Genomic DNA, 20,667 nt, shown 5'->3' on the forward strand with positions numbered 1-20,667 from the left:
TAAGAAATTATTTTATTTCTACCTTAAACGTTTTTCGGTGGAGTATTGTTTGACCCTTTTCGAGTATGGCTTTTCTGTGTTGAAGCGTAGGATAGCCGGCATTCCGTTCCCAACCATAACCAGGGTGCTCAGAAGCTGCTTTTTCCATCCATTCGTCCCGGTAGGTTTTGGCCAAAATAGAGGCAGCAGCTATCGAAAAATACTTGGAATCCCCCTTCACAATGCAGGTATGCGGGGTTAAAGGGTAGCTATAAAAACGATTTCCGTCGACCAACAGGTGTTCCGGACGATGCGTTAATTTATCCACCGCTAAGTGCATGGCTAAAATGCTCGCTTTTAATATGTTGATTTCGTCAATTTTTGCCGCATCTACCTCCGCGATGGCATAATCAATCGCATATTCGCGCACTAAACGCTTTAATTCATTGCGTTGACGCAAGGTCATTTGCTTTGAATCCGTTAGAAAAGGATGGTGAAAATCCCGCGGCAAAATAACCGCTGCGGCAACTACTGGACCCGCTAAACAACCTCTCCCTGCTTCATCTAAGCCGGCTTCCAGCCCGATAGGTGCATAAAAGGGGAGCAGCGAGGACATGTTAGCGCTTGAATAATAAGCGTTTTCCCCGAACGGCTTCGTTGAACGAGCCATTGGAATAGGCCAGTTGACCAGAAACAAAGGTTTGTTCTACGGAGGCGGAAAAGGTTTGACCCTCTAAAGGCGACCAGCCACATTGGAATAGAATATTCTCCTTAGAAACGCTTGTCGGTTTTTGTAAATCAATGATTGCTAAATCAGCCCAATATCCCTCGCGAATGTAGCCGCGCTCTTCGATTTGGAAACAATCCGCTACGGCATGCGCCGTTTTCTCGGCGATGAGCTCGAGGCTTATGTGACCTTCCTTGGCAATTTCAATCATAATTAATAAGGGGTGTTGCACTAAGGGTAAACCTGCTGGCGACTTCCAAAATTCCTGGGATTTCTCCTCCCAGGTGTGTGGCGCGTGATCTGTGGCAATAATATCGAGTTCCCCGGAGACCAAAGCCTTACGTAAAGCCGCCTTGTGGCGCGCATCTTTAATCGCAGGATTGCATTTAATTTGATTGCCAAGCGTATCATATTGAGAGGCGTCAAACCAAAGGTGGTGCACGCAAACTTCTGCCGTAATTCTCTTGTCCTTCACCGCTTTACCCGTTTCAAACAAGGCTAATTCCTCCTCGGTGGAAATGTGCAAAATGTGCAATCGAGTATTGTTTTTCTTCGCTAAATCCACCGCCATCGAAGATGATAAATAGCAAGCTTCTTCGTTCCTAACTAAAGGATGGATGTAAGCAGGAGCGTTTTCTGGGTATTTTTCCTTGAAAACGGCCGTTCTAGCTCTTACCGTGGGTTCGTCTTCACAATGGGTCGCGATCAGCATTTCGCAGCTGGAGAATAATTTTTCCAAAGTCTGCGTATTATCTACCAGCATATTGCCCGTCGATGAGCCCATAAATATTTTAACTCCGCAAACATCGCGCGGATTTGTCTTTAAAACCTCCTCTAAATTATCATTTCCGGCCCCCATGAAGAAGGAGTAGTTTGCCAAAGATCCAGCCGCCGCAATCGCGTATTTATCCGCCAATAATTCCTGAGTTAAAGCATTGGGAATCGTGTTCGGCATCTCCATAAAACTCGTCACTCCTCCCGCCACAGCTGCGCGCGCTTCACTAGCGATAGTTGCTTTATGGGTCAAGCCAGGCTCTCTAAAATGCACTTGATCGTCGATCATACCTGGGAAAATGTGTTTTCCACTAAGGTCTATTACGACGTCCCCTGCTGCCGGGTGGATATCTGAAGCGATTTTAGCAATGCGTCCATCCGCTATTCGAAGATCGGATGCGATAATTTTGCCCTCATTAACGATTTGGGCATTTTTTAGAACGTAATTAGTCATTTAAATCAGTGATTTTAAATTCAGTTCGGCGGTTTTCTTGGTGTGCTTCTTCGTTGCAATCTACGCCATCACTGCAACCGTTGATGAGTTGCGTTTCTCCATAGCCTTTGGCTTTGATTCTAGCTGCCTCGATTCCGTGTTCGATGATATATTTAACGGCTGATTCAGCTCGTCTTTGCGATAATTTCATGTTATAGCTCGCACTCGCACGCGCATCCGTGTGTGAGCCTAATTCGATGGAAATATCCGTATTATCCTTTAAAACCTGTACAATTTTGTCTAATTCGACGGCGGCATCTGGACGAATAGTTGATTTATCTAAATCGTAATAAATAGGGTTTACGTCAAATAAGGCACCTATTTCCTCGCCCACTTCGGCTTGGCCTAGGATGATTTTATGGTCAAAAGTCGTGTCAGTCAATTCCTTCTTCAATAATTGCTTCGGAATATCCCGGCCATCCATCAAAAACTCGCTGCGTTTGGTTAAGAATTTCTCCTTGCTGGCGTTGAAGCTGATTTGGTCGGCAGGATTTAAGTCGATGATTTCCAAATATCCTTTGGCGTCCGTAAACATCACCGGCTGAATTTCTCCATTGCGCTTAACTCCTACTTTAGCGTTAGCGATCGGCTTGTTTCTAGCATTAAGGATTTGTGTTCTTAGATGATATAAAGCCACTTTTACTGGCTCAGTACTTTCTGTAATCGTGATTTCATTCGACCACCAGCGATCCTCAGAACCCGTGGACTCAAAATAATAAATGTCATCATCCCCTTTACCACCTACGCGGTTTGAGCTGAAATAGCCTTGAGTAACATCCGATAAAAATAGGCCAAAATCATCGGCCACTGAATTGACCGGTATGCCGAGGTGTTCAATTTGGATTTCATCACCGCTACGACTAGCCACGAAAATATCCAAACCTCCTAAACTAGGGTGTCCATCAGAAGAGAAATAGAGCTTTCCGTCTTCAGAAACATAAGGGAAGATTTCATTTCCTCTTGTGTTAATGGTGGATCCTAAATTAATAGGTCTTCCAAAACGTCCTGAATTATCCATCGGTGCCCGATACAAATCCAGTCCGCCTTTTCCTCCGCGTCTGTTGGAACTAAAATAGAGTGTTTTCCCATCACGTGAAAAAGCGGGACTCCCATCCCAACCAATTGAATCAGAGATCGCTAAGCGTTCTGGTGTAGACCAGTTCCCATCTCTTTTAGTAGATATATACAAATCTACGTCCGGTGACGGATCCTTACTTTTACCCGAATTTCCTCTCGCAAAAACCATCAAATTTCCGTCCTTCGAAAAGGCCGGCGTACCCTCATTTGCGTTAGCGTCTAGTAAATTAGGGCTGAACAGTTCTAATTTTTCAATCTCTCCGGGTTTTTTCAGGTGAGCTTTATAGAGACCTAAGAAGGGGAGTCCGTTGTTTTTGTAAATCAAAGGCTTCTTCGAACTCGTTAAAATGAGGTCATCTCCCATTTTAATCGGGCCAAATTCCGCTTGATTCGTATTCCCCACTAGTCCTTGAATCTTTACGGGGCTCGGCTTTTTGTTGTATTCCTCTACCGCGGGCAAATTATCTAATTCAATTTCGGCCTTCACCACTAGTTCGCGGGAGGGTTTAGAATCGATAAATTCTTTCAGGTATTTTTTCGCATCCGCGTATTTTCCATTCGCTTTAGCGGCGTAGGCGAGATTCAAGTTGATATTTTTGTCTTCGTAGCCCCTTTCTTTGGCAATTAAATAAAACGGCGCAGCATACTGGATGCGGTTCGAAAGTCGATAGGATTCTGCTACAAAATAATTCGTTTCAGCGGCCCTGAAGTATCTTTGGGCCAAAGGCTTAACTTCCCGAATCGTCCATTCGTATTCCCCTAACTCGAAATTTTGCTTTGCTTTTCTGAACAGACGCGCATCATAATTACAGCTACTCAATAAGCCGACGATCGCTATCAAAAAGAGGTAAACGCTTGAATAGAATGGCTTTAGGAATTTCATATATGGCTTAACTAACGTAAATGTAAATACAAACCCGATTATTTTATATACCTTTGCCTAAATTTCGACAATCGAAAGCAAGATGACAAACGTTCGTCATCATTTATTCCCAGCAGTGATGTTGTACAATTATGAGAAAAAGAATTTCAAACGACGATAACCGTCGTGACAGCCGACCATCAGAAGGTCGTGCGTCATCAGACAGATCCACAGGAAGATCTGCAAGCAGATCAGAAGGTCGTCCTTCAGGAGGCCGCGATTTCAGCGGACCACGCAATGACTCAAGTGCACCACGTGCACCTAGACAAGAATCAACTAATCGTTTTTCATCAGAACGCAAGCCCTACCAAGGTGGAGATCGCAAGCCATTTGATGGTGAGCGCAAACCCTATCAAGGCGGTGGTGAGCGCAAACCTTATCAAGGTGGAGACCGTAAGCCATTTGATGGCGAGCGCAAACCTTACCAAGGCGGCGGCGAACGCAAACCCTACCAAGGTGGAGACCGTAAGCCATTTGATGGCGAGCGCAAACCCTACCAAGGCGGCGGCGAACGCAAACCCTACCAAGGTGGAGATCGCAAGCCATTTGATGGCGAGCGCAAACCCTACCAAGGCGGCGAACGCAAACCATATCAAGGAGGAGATCGCAAGCCATTTGATGGCGAGCGCAAACCCTACCAAGGTGGCGAACGCAAGCCTTTTGGCAGAACTGAAAATCCAACACGTACGCCTTATAAAGGAGAAAATCGCTGGGATCGCAATGCGGTCCCTAAGCCAGAGGGTTCTGAGGAATCGTCTGCGCCTACTACACCGCTTGATGAAAATCCAACTGCGCGTATTGAGCGTCGTTATGAGGAGCGTACAGAGCGTTCTGCTGATCGCCCTGAGCGTCCAGAAGGAGATCGCAATCCCCGTTATTCAGATCGTGAGACCTTTAAAAGTCGTTCGCGTTTTGATGCAGGTCCCGCTTTCGAGCCTCAATATAAATTAGATCGTTACAAGGAGCGTGCTCCGGCGAAAATCCAAAAGAAAATCGCCCAAACTGATCGTCGTTCTGACGAAATTCGCTTAAATCGCTACATCGCAAACGCGGGAATTTGTTCTCGTCGCGATGCGGATAAATTAATCGAAGCGGGTGAAATCAAGGTAAATAATAAGGTAATCACAGAAATGGGCTATCAGGTGCATCCGACGGATATCGTAAAATACGGTAACCGTAAGTTAAACCGCGAAAAACCAGTTTACTTATTATTAAATAAGCCAAAAGACTTTTTAACAACTACCGACGACCCGAACGATCGCAAGACCGTCATGGAATTAGTAAAGAACGCAACAGAATCGCGTATTTACCCGGTGGGACGTTTGGATAGAAACACGACTGGTTTGTTATTATTAACAAACGACGGTGAATTAGCGGATAAATTAACGCATCCATCGAACGAAATCGAGAAGATTTACCAGGCAGAATTAGATAAACCTTTGACGGACGAAGATTTCGAAAAAATTAAGGAAGGTTTAGTTTTAGAGGATGGCGAAATTAAAGTAGATGATTTGGCCAAAGTCACTCCAGACGGCTACGTCATCGGCGTTAAAATCCACTCTGGCAAAAACCGTATCGTTCGTCGTATCTTCGAACACCTAGGTTACGAAGTAACGAAACTAGACCGCACCACTTTCTCTGGATTAACGAAGAAAGATCTTCCACGCGGAAGCTGGAGATTCTTAACGGAGAGAGAGTTAGTGAAGTTGAAGTATTTGATGTAGTCGCAGCTTCGCTTCGATACAGTAGCCAGTGATCAGTCGGCAGTAGTCAGTTACTGTCGACTGACCACTGCCGACTGTCTACTAACAAAAAACCCGCTGAAGAAATTCAGCGGGTTTTTTGTTTATCAGCGGGTTTTTTGTTTAAATATTCATCAACGATTCTCTTCGTCTCATTTTTCCTGCTGGAATACCAAACATCATCTTAAAACGACGGCAGAAATACGCCGTGTCTTTGTACCCTACTTCGGAACCGATCGCGCGGATAGATTTCTTCGTGGTGCGAAGTAAACCTACCGCCGCTTCCATACGTTGGTACTCGATATAATCTTGTGGGTTAATACCCGTTAACATCTTGAAGTATTGACCTACATAGTCTTCTGAAACGTTCGCTACGTTCGCTAAAACTTTGTTCGATAAATCACCACCTAAATGATCCTTGATATAAGCGAAGATATCGATTAAGCGAGGATCTTTAAAGTAAGTCGAGTTCGTCGCTAATTGCTCTACGAATAAACGGTTTTCAATAATGTAACGAATGACTTCGATAACGATCTCTTCCGTTTTGATCTTGATGATACGTCCTTTTCCAATGGCATCAGAAAGATCCTCTTCTAAGATTTCGCGGATAGTCGCCGCTAATTTATCATCACGTTTGATTAAGAACGGAGGAATATCTAAAGAAGTAAAGAAGTTAACTGAATCGAAAACTTTTGCTTCGAAGGCCACCATCCCGAAAGAGTTGGGTTGCGTTCCGATGAGCGAAGCGTCGGTGTTTTGGTCAAAATACAATTCCCGATGTGTCATGAACTCTTCATTGTTCACAGCTTTCGGTTTTTCTGCGTTTCCGTAGGTTACGCTGATCATTTTACCGCCTGGGATAAATAGCATATCACCCTCTTCAACTGGAGTCTCCTCCTCACCAAAAGATACTTCCCCTTTGTACAATATCAAGAGTGAATTTTCTACGTCATAGAAATTCTTGATACGAATCGGTTGTAATATTCTAATGTTTCTCGCTTTGATGAATTTAACACCTAAGGACTCAATGATCTTGTTGTAATCTTCCATAATTTATCACCAAACGGTGTAATTAATACGATTTCCTAAATAAACTTGGACAAAACTAATAAAACAGATAATAATTCCAAATTATTTCGTCGATTAATTTGTCCCTTTTGCCCTATTTTTTTTCGGGTATTTATTTGTAATATATCAATAAGAGGTAGATTGTTGTATGGAAGTAATTCGGAGCATCTGCTTTGGCCTATTTTATGATTATTTCGAGGAAATTGTAAATTTCTATTTTTTTCAAAATTTAGGGCATTTTTTATGTAAATTTGTGTTTTACTATCACAAAATCAGATGGGCTTATTTAATTTTCTTTCGAAGGATATTGCCATGGACTTAGGTACGGCAAATACCTTGATTATTCACAAAGATCAGGTCGTTGTAGACGAACCTTCGATTATCGCTTTAGATCGTAATACGAATAAGGTATTAGCCGTGGGTCGTCAGGCGATGATGATGCACGAGAAAACAAATGATAACATCAAGACGATTCGTCCTTTAAAAGACGGTGTGATTGCAGACTTTACCGCGGCAGAATTAATGATGCGTGGTTTAATCAAGATGATGGATAAGGGAAATTCCTTCTTTTCTCCAGCTCTACGAATGGTGATTTGTATTCCATCGGGTATTACCGAGGTGGAAAAAAGAGCCGTAAAAGACTCCGCAGAACATGCTGGAGCACGTGAAGTGTATATGGTACACGAACCTATTGCTGCGGCAATCGGTATCGGAATTGATATTGAACAACCTAATGGATCGCTTGTAGTAGATATCGGAGGAGGAACCACGGAGGTGGCAATTATTTCTTTGAGTGGTATCGTAGTAGAAAATTCGATTCGTGTGGCGGGGGATGAGTTTACTCGCGACATTAAAGATTATTTATTAAGAGAACACAAACTAGTTATCGGTGAGCGTTCTGCGGAGCAGATCAAGATTCAAGTGGGATCTGCTTTACCAGAATTAGAGAATCCTCCAGCGGATTTTGAAATTCGTGGCCGTGATCAAATGACCGGTATCCCTAAGGAAATCTTGATTAATTATTCAGAAATTGCGTATGCTTTAGATAGCTCCATCACGAAGATTGAGGTGGCGATTATGGAGACTTTACAAAAAGCTCCAGCGGAATTATCCGGCGATATCTTCCATAACGGTATTCATTTAGCGGGTGGTGGTGCGATGTTGCACGGTTTAGATAAGCGTATTGAGAAGAAAACTCAATTGAAAGTACACGTGGCGGATGATCCTTTGAAGGCGGTAATTCGCGGAACAGGGGAGATTTTGAAAAACTTAGAGAAATACCGTGCGGTATTGATTACCTAGTAGGGGATGAATCAACTGTTTGAGTTTTTATTGCGTCAGCGAAACCTGCTCTTGTTTGTTCTGCTGCAGGGGATCAGTCTTTGGTCTGTGTTTACTTACAATAATTACCAACACACGATTTATTTTAATACGACGAATGCCTGGGCAGCGTCTATTTTATCTGCCCGTCAAGAAGTGGCAAGCTACCACCAATTGCGAGAGATCAATGGCGAATTAGCCCTTGAGAATCAAAAATTACATCAGCAAATTTTTCAATTGCAGGCTCAGGTACAGGGAAAGGCAGAGCATCTTAGTTTTTTTAGTCAAGCCTCTTTAGATCGCTACAAGCCCATTGCCTGTAAAGTAATTGACCAAAGCACGCGCAACTCCCAGAATTATTTAACTATCGAAAAAGGCTACCAAGATGGCATCAAGCCAGGCATGGCCGTTATTTCCTCCACTGGCGTCGTAGGGAAGGTGATTTCCTGCGAGAAGAATTTAGCCTTAATTGTTTCTGTACTGCATACCAGTAATACGGTTTCTGCGAAAATTAAATCGTCCGGTGAACTCGGCTACATTAAATGGCCGGGCTATCAATCCGAAGTGGCTGAGCTGATGGATGTATCTAAATACAAGAAAGTAGTGAAAGGGGATACCATCGTTACCTCTGATTATAATGCCGTGTATCCTCCGAATATTCCGATTGGTATTGTGGCCAAAGTCGGCTTACAGGATGACGGAACTTTTCACGATATCAAAGTGATGTTATTGACCCATTTTTCCACACTGCGTTATGTGTATGTGATTGAGAACAAATTTGCGGGTCAGCAGGCGAAATTAGACCAAGCTAAACCTAAAATCGACTAATATGAGCGCAAATTTTCAATACAAGTGGTTGATTGCGGTGGTTTTATCGATCGTTGTGCAGTTGCTATTCTTGCGGGATTTGGCCTTATTTTATTACGGATTTTGCTTCATTTATTTATGGGCGATTATCAAAGCGCCTATTAATACGCCGCCTGCTTACCTTATTTTGGGAGGATTCGCCTTAGGCTGGTTATTAGATATATTTTATAATACGCACGGGATGCATGCCTTCGCCACGGTTCTAGTGACTTGGTTACGGCCTTCCATTTTTAAATTTTTAACCCCTGCTAATGGGTATGATGAGCGGTCTTCCATTAGTCTTGATGAGATGAAATGGATGTGGTTTTTCCCCTATTTAGGTTTGATGTTGTTCACACACCATGTAGTGTTGTTTCTTTTAGAGGCAAGTAATGCGAGTTTATTCGGACTCAGTCTGTTGAAGGCATTTTTAAGTACTCTTTTAGGGCTTACGGTGTTTACTTTGTTAGAATTATTTAACAAGGGTAAATAGGCCTTTTTGTCATCTTTACTTTTTGGCGTTTAAATTGTAAGCCTAGGTATATCTTATAGATAAACCGCCATGAGTACATCAACAAGTTCAGCCACCGAGCTGACAGAATCGCAAGCAAGAATACTCTTCGAAAAGGAGTTTGTACCTCATCTGGATGCGATGTATAATTTTGCCCTACGACTGACGAATGACGAGGATGATGCGCATGATTTAGTGCAAGATACCTGCATGCGGGCCTTTCGTTTTATTGGCTCATTTGAGCCTGGGACCTATGCCAAAGCCTGGTTATTCCGCATTCTCAAGAATAATTTCATTAACGATTACCGAAAAAAATCCCGAGGTCCATCCAAAGTAGAATTTGAATGGGTGGAGCAATCCTTTGCAGGAGAAGATGATCCGGAACCCGCTTTTCAAGCGGATTTGAAGGCCGAAACGGTGAACGAAATGCTGGGGGATGAAATCACATCTGCTATCCAGGCTTTGCCCGTTGATTTTAGAATGATTATCATACTTTGCGATTTAGAGGAGTTCAGCTACGAGGAAATGGCCAAAATTCTGAATATCCCCATCGGAACCGTCCGCTCGCGACTTCACCGGGCGCGAACCATGTTAAAACAAACGTTAGCTACCTATGCGGAAAAGAAAGGCTACAAAACTGACATGTTGTCAGCCTAGTTAGGAACTATTTTTTTAGAAGCTCTGTTAGTAACATTATGAAAACGAATTGCTCCCATCAACCCGATTGCATGAAGCTGATCCAACGAATCTTGGATAAGGAAGCGACTGCTGAGGAAGAAAACCGTTTTTTGGCTAATAAGGATCAATGTTTGCCATGTAAAGAAGGGCATGAGTTAGAAGCAGCTTTACGCAAAGCATTAAAATCCTCTTGTCATTCGAAATGCCCTTCTAGTCTAGTTGATAGCATTCGGTTAAAAATATCATCCATTCTACTGCTTATATTGCTCTTAATTCCCTTATTTTGTTGGTTCATTTAATCCTCAGAATTTTTGGAAGGCAAACTCATCATATTTTCCGCCCCTTCGGGCTCCGGTAAAACTACTATAGTTAAAGAATTATTAGCACGCAATGCTGATTTAGGCTTTTCTATCTCTGCTTGTACGCGGGATAAACGTGGTCGTCATGAGGAGCACGGAAAGGATTATTATTTTTTGACTCCAGATGACTTTCGGCAGAAAATTGCTAATGATGAATTTGTGGAATGGGAAGAGGTCTATTCGGGAGCCTATTATGGAACGCTTAAATCGGAGATTGAGCGTATTTGGGCGACGGGGAAACAGGTGATTTTTGATGTGGATGTCCGCGGAGGTCTAGCCTTGAAAAAATATTACGGGGATCGCGCTTTAGCGGTTTTTGTGAAGGTACCTACCTTAGAAATGTTGGAAGATCGGTTACGCTCTCGTGGAACGGAAGACGAAGAGGCTTTGTCGAAACGCATATTTAAGATGAAATTCGAGTGGTCTTTTCAAGATCAATTTGATGTGATTTTAGTGAATGATAAGCTGGAGGAGGCTGTGGCAGAAGCACAAGCCTTATACGATCAATTGAAGAAATCATGAAAGTAGGCCTGTTTTTTGGTTCTTTTAACCCCATTCACCAGGGTCATTTGATCATTGCGCAGGCCGTGTTGAATCAGACGGAGGTAGACCAAATCTGGTTCGTCGTTTCCCCCCAAAATCCGCATAAAAAGACCAAGAGCCTCTTGCACGAATTTGATCGTTTAGATCTAGTAGACCGTGCCATTGCAGATAATTTTGCCTTCAAATCGTCAGATATCGAGTTTCATTTACCACGTCCTTCCTTCACGATAGATACGCTGGTTCATTTAGCCGAGCGTCATCCATTTACGGAATTTAAGCTGATTATAGGGGGCGATAATTTAGAACAGTTCAAAAGCTGGAAAAACTACCACCAAATACTTGATTATTATGGCCTCTATGTCTATCCACGAGGAGAAGAGCCAAGCTCAGATTTGTGGGCACATAAGAACGTTCAGCGGATCGAGGCACCTGTTTTACATATTTCGGCGACCTATATAAGGGCCTGTATTCAACAAGGTAAGTCTATAAAATATCTAGTTCCTGATGAAGTGGAGGCCTTAATCGCTACTAAAAACTTCTACCTTTAGGCCTTTCCGCCTAATCGATGAACTCCTATTTTTCTCGTTTTCCTTTTGTCCGAATCGTCCTGCTTTGGATGGTGGGAATTCTGTTTTCGGGAACTCATTATGGGCTGCTATTTGCGTCCCCTCTTCTTTTTTTTCCTTCTCGAATTTTAAAAAGTATCGGAATTTCGGCTTTGTTTGTCGCCAGTTCCATGGCTTGGACTGAATATCTAAAACCCGTTCCGAGTGTGCGTCCTAGCGACGGCTGGGTTTTTCAAGTGGAGGGTCAAGTCGAGCAAAAACCTAAATCTTGGTCCGTTTTAGCTCGATGTATAGGTTCTCGGAATTCCTCAGCGATATGGCACGAAAGTCCTGGATTGTATCGGCTGTATATAACAAATCAAATTCAGAGACCGAGGGCAGGGGATGTCTATGAAGTTCGCGTAGGATTAAAACCATTCCCCGCACCACTCTTTCCGCATGAAAAAGATTGGAGAGACTATTATGAGTTAAAGGGAATTAGAGGATCGGCTTATGTTTCAGTCGATCGAATTCGACTTTTGCGGAAAGGCGAGGAGGATGTGAGCTTTTTCACAAAAGCGCGGGCCCATTTTGTTAGCCTATTAGAGCGCGCTTTTGAGCCTGGCCGTGATAGAGATGTCGCGGAGGCGATGTTGTTAGGAGTGAAGACGAAGATCGATTTTGAAACTTTGTCCACGTATTCCGCTTTAGGGGCGATTCATATTTTGTCGGTTTCAGGACTACATGTGGGTCTTTTGTATATGGGTCTTTCCTTGATTTTTGGTTTTTCATTGAAGCGCCGGCCGGTGGGCCCTTATGTGTTTTTTGGATTGATGATGGCCTTGCTCTGGTGTTATGCAGGGATTAGTGGTTTTTCTTTGCCGGTTTTGAGATCCGCTTGGATGTTTTCAGTGATTTTATTTGCCAAAACTTTTCTCCAAAGACAAAACAGTCTGAATACCTTGGCTTTTAGTGCTTTCGTGCTACTGTTTATACATCCAGCCTCGCTGTATGACCCAGGTTTTCAACTTTCTTATTTAGCGGTTTGGGGATTAATTGTTTTTCAGCAACGCTGGGCACGTCTTTTTCAGTTTACAGGCTTGCTTCGTTGGCCTTTGACCCAAATTTGGGAATTAACCTGCGTCGCTTTAGCTGCCCAAATGTTGACCTGGCCTTTGATCGTCTATTATTTCCATCAATTGCCGCATCCGGTTTCGTTTTTTTTGCTGAATCCCTTTTTAATTCTGTTCTCTTCCATTGCGCTCTTTTTAGGTTTTTTGCTTCTGGGGATTGGATCATTTTTGCCCGAATGGGCCTTTCAGCCTTTAGCCTATACACTTTCTACTAGTTTTCAATTACTGCATGGTTTGATGTTTCAATGGGTAGAACGATTTACCTCGGTGATCCCCTTTTTACGCATTTCACTCTTTGAAATTTGGGGGTATTTTATGGCTATCGCCATCTTAGTTTGGGCGCCTCGGAGGTGGAAAAGTTGTGCGCTAGTGGGTTTGTTGTTTTGGCAAATACCAGAAATAAAACCTGCGGCGTACCTGAGCACTTTAAAGGGGGAAGCTGTTTGGGTAGAAATGGCAGGGCGGCATTCGATTGCTTCCTTACCTATCTCCGTTGAACCTGCCTGGATTCAATCACATCTAAGCCCACTGTGGTCGAATGAAGGAGTGAAGGACACCTTGACGCTGCGCTGGCCTTTAGAGGGGAATGTCCAATGGATTTATCATGGCAAGAAGTTTGCCTATGTTCGACAACCTACAGAGTGTAGGGGGCAGCAAACGTTGGTTATTGGCAAAGAGATAAAGTACAAGAATCCTGTTTGGCTAAAAAGCTGGCGGGGGGCCACTTGGTATTTCTTGAAGAAACCGTCGGATTATTGGATGGGGGTGTTGAAGCCGTATCTGCCCAGGCACTATTATTTTTTGGATGAGCGGCAAGCGATAGAGCTATAAAAAAAGGCTGCCGGTGAGGGCAGCCTTTCGGAAATTAGCTTGGCTTCTTTTCGTTACGCTTACGCTCACTTGGGTCTAACCAAATTTTACGCATACGTAATGATTTAGGAGTGATTTCTAAGTATTCATCCTTTTGGATAAACTCCATACACTCTTCTAATGAGAAGTTTAATTTAGGAGCAATTTTTGCATTGGTGTCTGTACCAGACGCACGCATATTCGTTAATTGCTTTGATGCTTGAAGGTTTACCTCGATGTCGTTTTGGCGATTGTGCTCACCTACTACCATTCCAGTGTAAATTTCTTCGCCTGGATCGATGAAGAACACCCCTCTATCTTGTAATTTATCAATGGCATAAGGAATGGCAGGACCTGTGTTCATTGAGATCAATGATCCGTTGATACGTCCTGGAATCGCTCCCTTAAATGCTTCGTATTGAATAAAACGGTGGGCCATGATCGCCTCTCCAAAGGTAGCCGTTAACACTTTCGAACGTAATCCAATCAAACCACGGGATGGAATGTTGAATTCTAAGTGTTGTAAGTCACCTTTAGGTTCCATGATCAATAACTCACCTTTTCCTTGAGTCGCTAATTCAATTACTTTACCAGCTACTTCTGCAGGAACGTCTACTACTAATGATTCGATAGGCTCTAGGCGCTCTCCGTTCTCTCCTTCTTTGAAGATAACCTGAGGCTGACCTACTTGTAATTCATAACCTTCACGACGCATCGTTTCGATTAATACGGATAAGTGAAGAATACCACGACCAAACACTAAGAACTTGTCTTCGCTATCTGTTGTAAGTACTTTTAAGGCTAAATTTTTCTCTGTCTCTTTGAACAAACGATCACGTAAGTGACGAGATGTCACTAATTTACCCTCCTTACCAAAGAAAGGGGAGTTGTTAATCGTAAACAACATGTTCATCGTAGGCTCATCGATAGCGATACGCTCTAACGCCTCTGGATTCTCCGCATCAGCGACTGTGTCACCAATTTCGAAATCTTCGATACCTGTAATGGCACAAATCTCACCACACTCTACTTTTTCTACTTTTACTTTTCCTAGACCTTCGAATACTTGAAGTTCTTTGATACGCATTTTCTTCGTTGAACCATCCGCTTTACATAAAGCAATTTGCATGCCTTCTGTTAACGTTCCGCGCTCTAAACGGCCGATCGCGATACGACCTACGAAAGAAGAATAGTCTAATGACGTAATCTGCATTTGTGGTGTACCTTCTTGTACTTTAGAAGCTGGAATGTGCTCAATGATGGCATCTAATAAAGGAATGATATTATCTGTTGGTTGTTTCCAGTCAGTACTCATCCATCCTTGCTTAGAAGAACCATAGATACAAGGGAAGTCTAATTGATCTTCTGACGCCTCTAAGTTAAACATCAAATCGAATACACTTTCATGTACTTCGTCCGGGCGACAGTTTTCTTTATCTACTTTATTTACAATCACGATAGGCTTTAAACCTAAGGCAATTGCCTTAGATAAAACGAAACGTGTTTGAGGCATAGGGCCTTCGAAAGCATCCACTAATAAAATCACACCATCTGCCATACGTAGAACGCGTTCTACTTCACCGCCAAAGTCGGCGTGACCAGGTGTATCGATAATATTAATTTTTACCCCGTTATAACGAACAGATACGTTTTTAGACGTAATTGTAATCCCTCTTTCTCTCTCTAAGTCGTTATTGTCAAGGATCAAATCTCCAAATTCTTGATTTTCTCTAAAAATCTTGGAGGCATGAATGATTTTGTCAACTAGGGTAGTTTTACCGTGGTCAACGTGGGCAATAATGGCAATGTTGCGAATGCTTAGCATAAAAATGTATTCGTTGAATGAAACGAAATTCCTTTAACTGGGAAATTCAAGGTGCAAAGGTAGGGAATATTTCTTTGAAAAGTACTATTAACAAATTAAGAAACAAGTGCTTTCGGATTATTTTTCACAGGTTGCACAGAGCTATTAGCTAGGATTTTTACTAAAATACCTGCTGCATCAATTCCACATAGGGCATAAAGTTCTTTTTGCTCCCCATGTTCGATGATTTCGTCGGGAACTCCTAGGCGAATTAGTTTAGAAGTATAGCTGTGGTCTACCAGGAATTCAGCAATGGCTGAACCGAATCCGCCTTGAATAGCGGCGTCTTCTATGGTAATAATCGTCTTAAATTCTTTGAAAATGCGGTGTAATAAGGCTTCGTCTAAAGGTTTCACGAATCGCATATCAAATAAAGCAGGTTTTAATCCTTGGGCACGCGCGGCCTCGCAAGCGGCGATCGCTTCATTCCCAATATGTCCAATAGATAAGATGGCGATTTCTTCCCCCTCCAGTATTTGAACTCCTTTGCCTATTTCAATTTCTTCTAAGTCAGTTCTCCAAGCGGGCATAACACCCTCTCCACGTGGATAACGAATGGTCATCGCTTTTTCATGGGCCTTGAAGGAATCTAAAGACGCCGTGTACATCATATTACGCAACTCTTGCTCATTGCGAGGGGCAGCCACAATCATGTTTGGCACACAACGCATAAAGGCTAAATCAAGTAAACCGTGGTGTGTAGGACCATCTGCTCCCGCTAGTCCAGCGCGATCTAAACAAAAGATGACAGGTAATTTTTGCAAACAAACATCATGTACGACTTGGTCGTAGCCGCGTTGCATGAAGGTGCTGTAAATATTACAAAAGACGGTTAATCCTTGCGTAGCTAGGCCAGCGGAGAAAGTAACGGCATGTTGTTCCGCAATTCCCACGTCAAAAGCCCGATCAGGCATTGCCTGCATCATAATATTCATGGAAGATCCTGATGGCATCGCCGGAGTAACTCCCATGATCTTCGGATTTTTTTCGGCTAATTCTAAGAGTGTATGACCAAAAACCTCCTGGTACTTAGGCGGTTGTGGATCATCAAAGGTTTTCTTGTGAATTTCCCCTGTTGTCTTATCAAATTTCCCAGGTGCATGCCAAAGCGTCTGATCTTTTTCGGCTAGTGAATATCCTTTTCCTTTGGTCGTAATGCAATGCAAAATCTTCGGGCCAGGTATATCTTTTAAGTCATTTAATACAGTCGTTAAATTAGCGATGTCATGACCATCGATAGGGCCAAAATACCGCAAATTAAGCGATTCAAATAGATTACTTTGATTCAAAAGCGTGGCTTTCAATCCATTTTCGATCTTGGAAACAATCTCTTGTGCCGTCTTTCCGAATTTGGACATCTTCCCTAACAGATTCCAAACGTCATCTTTCACCTTATTATAGGTGTGAGACGTGGTGATATCCGTTAAATATTCTTTCAAGGCCCCCACATTAGGGTCGATGGCCATGCAATTATCGTTCAAGATAATGAGCATATTGTTCGGGATATCACCTGCGTGGTTCATGGCTTCGAAAGCCATCCCCGCGGTTAACGATCCATCCCCAATCACAGCGATGTGCTGCCTTTGTGTTTCTTTTTTATAGCGTGATCCCACTGCCATACCCAGTGCTGCGGAGATAGAAGTAGAGGAATGACCTACGCCAAAGGTGTCGTATACGCTTTCAGAACGCTTCGGAAAACCGGAAATGCCGTTAATTAAGCGATTTGTATGAAAAACGTCCCGCCGTTCAGTTAATATTTTGTGTCCGTAAGCCTGGTGCCCCACATCCCAAACCAATTGATCGTCAGGCGTATTGAACACATAATGCAAGGCTACAGTTAACTCGGTTACACCTAAAGAGGCGCCAAAATGGCCCCCATTCACCGATACGTTGTCTATGATAAACTGACGCAATTCAGCGCAAACTTGAGTTAAGTCTGATTTCGGCAACTTACGCAAATCCTCCGGAGAGTTGATTTTACTAAGTAATGGACCGGCTTCAAATTGCATAGACGCTTGTGATGTAAGGGTGAAAGAGTAACAAGGCAAAGGTAAAAATGTTTTTAAGCCTTATTCATTTTTTTGACTCGCTTTGAATAATCTTTTTTGTTCGTAATCCGTTAAACTATCATATCCGGATTGTGATATTTTGTCCAAAATGGAGTTTAACTCGTCCTCCGGTACAGTTTCAGGTTCTTTTCTAGTTTGAATTTTCTGGTTGACTACCTGTGCAAATTCTTTAATTTTAATTTCAAATAGGGCTTGTGGACGGGATGAAGCTAAAAAGTTTTTGGCGAAAATGAATCCTATAATCGCCCCTCCTAAATGGGCAATGTTCCCTCCAGCGTTCGATCCGGTCGTTTCAATGAAGGACCAAAGTACATAAAAGGCTGAAATATATTTTATTTGCACCTGCCCCAATAAAAGCAAACGCACTTCGTAATTAGGTCGAATCGTGGCTGCGGCAACCACCACCGCAAAAACCCCTGCAGAGGCCCCATTCATAAAATTAGGCCCTTTTTCAATGAAAAAGCTGACGGTATTCATGGCCGTTATAAAGGCCACAGCCCCAGCTAAACCGCCATAAAAGAAGAGTTGAACGAGGCGCTTATTTCCAATGAAATCCTGGATAATGATGCCAAACCAATACAAGAACATCATATTAAACACCAGGTGGAAGACCTCGATGTGCAAGAAAAAATAAGTTAGTAGACTCCAAGGCCTTTGGAGTAGTAAATCAAGGGATGAAGGAAGAGAAACCTGCGCAAAAAAGGCGTCAAATAATTCAGATTTTCCAGCGATCAATAAGCCCACGCGGACGATCATTAAAGCAATGAAAATGGCTCCATTCGCTATAATGATCTTCAATAAGCCCTGTCCAGGCTGCTGAATAATATTTTTTATATCGTTATAAATACTGAGCATATTAATAGAAACTGTCTCTCTTTTGGCGCCAAATTAATAATAAAATCACCGCAAAAAGCATTCCTCCTAAATGGGCAAAATGAGCCACATTATCTCCTTCAGCAGCAGCTCTGCCAGCATACAGTTCATAAAAGGCAAATCCCATCACCAGGTATTTAGCTTTCACCGGAATGGGAATAGGAAACACAAACATCTCTGAATTAGGGAATAAATAGCCATAGGCCATCAAGATGCCAAAAACACCTCCTGAAGCTCCTACTACTGGATTTTGGGTAGTATAATTTTTATAATGTTCGATTGCCCCGGTGGTATTCATTTTTCCTTCGTTGATCGCAGAACTGCCATCAAATCGATTGAAATAATCCATCAAGAAATCGGAATTAGGATTCGAAATAGCTAATTCTAGCGCCTTTCGAATGCTCGCATAATCATGGAAATATTGAATTGCCTCATGTAAAAGACCGGCGCCTACACCACAGAAAAGGTAGAAAAATAAAAATCGCTGTCCACCCCACACTTTTTCTAAAATCGATCCGAACATATATAGCCCAAACATATTCATCAACAAATGCAAAAAATTTGCATGTATGAACATGTAGCTTATGATTTGGAAGTAATGAAAATTAGTGGACTGGAAGAAATATAAGGCAAATAATTCATCTGGAATGAAGCTTGATCCTAAGAACATCGCGACATTGATGAAAATCAAATTCCGTACGGTGGGTGTTAAATTTCTGAGCATATTATTCTTCGTATCCCCAGTCAATGGAGTTTTTCATGTCTTTAATTAATAATCCAGCTGATTTAAAGGCGCCGCGGATCTCGTCTACTTTATCATATTGTCTACTTTCCTTGAAACCCTTGTAAAGCTGAAGAAGTTCATCGGTCAAGCCATTCATTTCAGCAGGGATTTCTTCGTGTAGCCCTAAAACATCTTCTAAAATGCTGACATATGAACGCTGTAAGTTCGAAAATGTTTCAGCTGAGATGGATTCAAAAGCTACTCCACCGGTATAAATAGAGTTGATCTTCTTTAATAAAGTAAACAGGTGTGCAATTGCTACGGCCGTGTTTAAATCGTCGTTCATCCCTTCGTAGCAACCTTGGATCGCGTCGTTGATTTCTTTTTCCTGAGCAGCATCTGGATTTGCCGTGATATCCGTTGGATAGACTAATTTTTTAATGATGCGCAAGCCATTGGCGATTTTCTTATAGCCTTTTTGCGCTGCTTTTAGCGCATCGTTTGAAAAGTCTAAGGTGCTGCGGTATTGCGATTGCAACATAAAGAAGCGCACTGTCATGGGGCTGTAGGCTTGCTCTAAAAGGGCGTGACTTCCCGCAAATAATTCGGATGGCAAGAAGGAGTTTCCCAGGGATTTACTCATTTTTTGGCCATTCACCGTTAACATATTAGTGTGCATCCAATACCGTACCGGAGCGCGACCGTATGCCGCTTTTGCCTGCGCGATTTCACATTCGTGGTGGGGGAACTTTAAGTCCATTCCACCTCCGTGAATATCAAACGTATCCCCTAAGTATTTATGACTCATGCAAGTACACTCTAAGTGCCAGCCTGGGAAACCCTCTCCCCAAGGGGACGGCCAGCGCATGATGTGTTCTGGTGACGCTTTTTTCCAAAGCGCAAAATCCAATGGATTTCGCTTTTCGCCCATCCCATCTAAATCCCGAGTTTCGGTTAATAAATCTTCGATTACGCGACCGGATAGATGGCCGTAATTCCCCCCATTCTTATTATAGGTCTCGATGTCAAAATAGACCGAACCATTCGATTCGTAAGCTGCTCCCTTCTCAATTAAGGATTTCGTCGTCTCTATTTGTTCTACGATATGCCCTGTCGCCGTAGGCTCAATGCTAGGAGGCAAAACATGGAATTTTTCTAATACCTGATGGAAATCCTGTGTAAAGCGATGGACGATCTCCATCGGCTCTAACTTTTCCAGTTTGGCCATCTTCCCTATTTTATCCTCACCCTCGTCACCATCACCCACTAAATGACCCACATCCGTAATATTTCTCACATAACGCACCTTGTATCCGATATGCAATAAATAGCGGTTTAGGATGTCAAAAGACGTAAATGTGCGCAGATTACCTAAGTGAACATAGTTGTATACCGTGGGCCCGCAGACATAAAGTCCAACGTGATTTTCGTGGATCGGGGTGAAAAGTTCTTTTTCACGACTCAGGGTATTGTATATTTTTAAGGGCTGCATGGTAAGCGGATCGTTTCTGATCGAAAGAGAATAATATTAATTAAAATTAATTGGATTCTTTTAATTCACCAAACCCAAA

The 20,667-nt window shown here is 42.7% G+C and carries 18 protein-coding genes; 9 read left to right on the forward strand and 9 right to left on the reverse strand.

The genetic code is table 11. From position 1 onward, the window contains the following. Nucleotides 1–7: 7 nt before the first annotated feature. Genes ACST14_RS10500 through ACST14_RS10510 form a run of 3 tightly spaced genes read right to left on the reverse strand, consistent with a single transcriptional unit; the run spans nt 8 to nt 3,933 of the window. Complete coding sequence (locus ACST14_RS10500; protein ID WP_459463329.1) at nt 8–595, reverse strand: ribonuclease HII; 588 nt, start codon at nt 593–595, stop codon at nt 8–10. A 1-nt stretch (nt 596) separates the two neighbouring features. Then, nucleotides 597–1,934, reverse strand: a complete 1,338-nt coding sequence (locus ACST14_RS10505; RefSeq protein WP_459463331.1) for a dihydroorotase — start codon at nt 1,932–1,934, stop codon at nt 597–599. Beyond that, nucleotides 1,927–3,933 (reverse strand): OmpA family protein, encoded by a 2,007-nt coding sequence (locus ACST14_RS10510; protein ID WP_459463333.1) that lies wholly within the window; start codon nt 3,931–3,933, stop codon nt 1,927–1,929. The genes ACST14_RS10505 and ACST14_RS10510 overlap by 8 nt, the downstream gene beginning before the upstream one ends. 131 nt (nt 3,934–4,064) lie before the next feature. On the opposite strand from ACST14_RS10510, the gene ACST14_RS10515 reads away from it, so the two are divergent. Next, a complete protein-coding gene (locus ACST14_RS10515; RefSeq protein ID WP_459463335.1) occupies nt 4,065–5,696 on the forward strand; it encodes a pseudouridine synthase in 1,632 nt (543 codons plus the stop codon). Nucleotides 5,697–5,837: 141 nt separating this feature from the next. Here ACST14_RS10515 and ACST14_RS10520 read toward each other — a convergent pair whose 3' ends face one another. After that, entirely contained in the window at nt 5,838–6,764 is a 927-nt protein-coding gene (locus ACST14_RS10520; RefSeq protein WP_130922635.1) for a helix-turn-helix domain-containing protein, read from the reverse strand. Nucleotides 6,765–7,058: 294 nt separating this feature from the next. Here ACST14_RS10520 and ACST14_RS10525 point away from each other — a divergent pair, with 294 nt between their 5' ends. The 8 genes from ACST14_RS10525 (at nt 7,059) to ACST14_RS10560 (ending at nt 13,548) form a co-directional block, all read left to right on the forward strand. Next, the gene (locus tag ACST14_RS10525; protein ID WP_459463338.1) at nt 7,059–8,084 is read left to right on the forward strand and encodes a rod shape-determining protein; all 1,026 of its coding nucleotides are present in this window, start codon (nt 7,059–7,061) and stop codon (nt 8,082–8,084) included. 6 nt (nt 8,085–8,090) lie between these two features. Beyond that, complete coding sequence (gene mreC / locus ACST14_RS10530) at nt 8,091–8,930, forward strand: rod shape-determining protein MreC (RefSeq protein ID WP_459463340.1); 840 nt, start codon at nt 8,091–8,093, stop codon at nt 8,928–8,930. 1 nt (nt 8,931) lies between these two features. Further along, nucleotides 8,932–9,441, forward strand: a complete 510-nt coding sequence (locus ACST14_RS10535; protein WP_459463342.1) for a hypothetical protein — start codon at nt 8,932–8,934, stop codon at nt 9,439–9,441. A gap of 69 nt (nt 9,442–9,510) precedes the next feature. After that, complete coding sequence (locus tag ACST14_RS10540; RefSeq protein ID WP_459463344.1) at nt 9,511–10,116, forward strand: sigma-70 family RNA polymerase sigma factor; 606 nt, start codon at nt 9,511–9,513, stop codon at nt 10,114–10,116. Between the two features lie 38 nt (nt 10,117–10,154). After that, nucleotides 10,155–10,436 (forward strand): phosphohydrolase, encoded by a 282-nt coding sequence (locus ACST14_RS10545; protein ID WP_459463346.1) that lies wholly within the window; start codon nt 10,155–10,157, stop codon nt 10,434–10,436. Between the two features lie 12 nt (nt 10,437–10,448). Continuing rightward, nucleotides 10,449–11,018, forward strand: coding sequence for a guanylate kinase (gene gmk / locus ACST14_RS10550; RefSeq protein ID WP_459463348.1), 570 nt, complete (start codon nt 10,449–10,451; stop codon nt 11,016–11,018). Continuing rightward, the gene (gene nadD / locus ACST14_RS10555) at nt 11,015–11,587 is read left to right on the forward strand and encodes a nicotinate (nicotinamide) nucleotide adenylyltransferase (RefSeq protein WP_459463350.1); all 573 of its coding nucleotides are present in this window, start codon (nt 11,015–11,017) and stop codon (nt 11,585–11,587) included. Before gmk ends, nadD begins: the two co-directional genes overlap by 4 nt. 17 nt (nt 11,588–11,604) lie before the next feature. After that, a complete protein-coding gene (locus ACST14_RS10560) occupies nt 11,605–13,548 on the forward strand; it encodes a ComEC/Rec2 family competence protein (protein WP_459463352.1) in 1,944 nt (647 codons plus the stop codon). Nucleotides 13,549–13,582: 34 nt separating this feature from the next. Here ACST14_RS10560 and typA read toward each other — a convergent pair whose 3' ends face one another. From typA to cysS, 5 genes are all read right to left on the reverse strand, one after another. Then, nucleotides 13,583–15,391, reverse strand: a complete 1,809-nt coding sequence (typA, locus tag ACST14_RS10565; RefSeq protein WP_459463354.1) for a translational GTPase TypA — start codon at nt 15,389–15,391, stop codon at nt 13,583–13,585. Between the two features lie 95 nt (nt 15,392–15,486). Beyond that, nucleotides 15,487–17,439 carry a 1-deoxy-D-xylulose-5-phosphate synthase gene (gene dxs, locus ACST14_RS10570; RefSeq protein ID WP_459463356.1) on the reverse strand — a complete coding sequence of 651 codons (1,953 nt, stop codon included), beginning with the start codon at nt 17,437–17,439 and terminating at the stop codon, nt 15,487–15,489. Nucleotides 17,440–17,499: 60 nt separating this feature from the next. Beyond that, complete coding sequence (locus ACST14_RS10575) at nt 17,500–18,354, reverse strand: rhomboid family intramembrane serine protease (protein ID WP_459463358.1); 855 nt, start codon at nt 18,352–18,354, stop codon at nt 17,500–17,502. 1 nt (nt 18,355) lies between these two features. After that, nucleotides 18,356–19,096, reverse strand: coding sequence for a rhomboid family intramembrane serine protease (locus ACST14_RS10580; RefSeq protein WP_459463359.1), 741 nt, complete (start codon nt 19,094–19,096; stop codon nt 18,356–18,358). A 1-nt stretch (nt 19,097) separates the two neighbouring features. Next, nucleotides 19,098–20,588, reverse strand: a complete 1,491-nt coding sequence (cysS, locus tag ACST14_RS10585; protein WP_459463361.1) for a cysteine--tRNA ligase — start codon at nt 20,586–20,588, stop codon at nt 19,098–19,100. Nucleotides 20,589–20,667 lie beyond the last annotated feature (79 nt).

Source organism: Aquirufa sp. A-Brett2-15D, assembly GCF_054558735.1.

Coding starts and splice junctions, on each gene's coding strand:
- ACST14_RS10500 (WP_459463329.1), bottom strand. CDS start 595: ATGTCCTCGCTGCTCCCCTTTTATGCACCTATCGGGCTGGAAGCCGGC.
- ACST14_RS10510 (WP_459463333.1), bottom strand. CDS start 3,933: ATGAAATTCCTAAAGCCATTCTATTCAAGCGTTTACCTCTTTTTGATA.
- ACST14_RS10505 (WP_459463331.1), bottom strand. CDS start 1,934: ATGACTAATTACGTTCTAAAAAATGCCCAAATCGTTAATGAGGGCAAA.
- ACST14_RS10560 (WP_459463352.1), top strand. CDS start 11,605: ATGAACTCCTATTTTTCTCGTTTTCCTTTTGTCCGAATCGTCCTGCTT.
- ACST14_RS10545 (WP_459463346.1), top strand. CDS start 10,155: ATGAAAACGAATTGCTCCCATCAACCCGATTGCATGAAGCTGATCCAA.
- ACST14_RS10520 (WP_130922635.1), bottom strand. CDS start 6,764: ATGGAAGATTACAACAAGATCATTGAGTCCTTAGGTGTTAAATTCATC.
- typA (WP_459463354.1), bottom strand. CDS start 15,391: ATGCTAAGCATTCGCAACATTGCCATTATTGCCCACGTTGACCACGGT.
- ACST14_RS10535 (WP_459463342.1), top strand. CDS start 8,932: ATGAGCGCAAATTTTCAATACAAGTGGTTGATTGCGGTGGTTTTATCG.
- ACST14_RS10540 (WP_459463344.1), top strand. CDS start 9,511: ATGAGTACATCAACAAGTTCAGCCACCGAGCTGACAGAATCGCAAGCA.
- ACST14_RS10580 (WP_459463359.1), bottom strand. CDS start 19,096: ATGCTCAGAAATTTAACACCCACCGTACGGAATTTGATTTTCATCAAT.
- ACST14_RS10575 (WP_459463358.1), bottom strand. CDS start 18,354: ATGCTCAGTATTTATAACGATATAAAAAATATTATTCAGCAGCCTGGA.
- nadD (WP_459463350.1), top strand. CDS start 11,015: ATGAAAGTAGGCCTGTTTTTTGGTTCTTTTAACCCCATTCACCAGGGT.
- mreC (WP_459463340.1), top strand. CDS start 8,091: ATGAATCAACTGTTTGAGTTTTTATTGCGTCAGCGAAACCTGCTCTTG.
- ACST14_RS10525 (WP_459463338.1), top strand. CDS start 7,059: ATGGGCTTATTTAATTTTCTTTCGAAGGATATTGCCATGGACTTAGGT.
- cysS (WP_459463361.1), bottom strand. CDS start 20,588: ATGCAGCCCTTAAAAATATACAATACCCTGAGTCGTGAAAAAGAACTT.
- dxs (WP_459463356.1), bottom strand. CDS start 17,439: ATGCAATTTGAAGCCGGTCCATTACTTAGTAAAATCAACTCTCCGGAG.
- ACST14_RS10515 (WP_459463335.1), top strand. CDS start 4,065: ATGAGAAAAAGAATTTCAAACGACGATAACCGTCGTGACAGCCGACCA.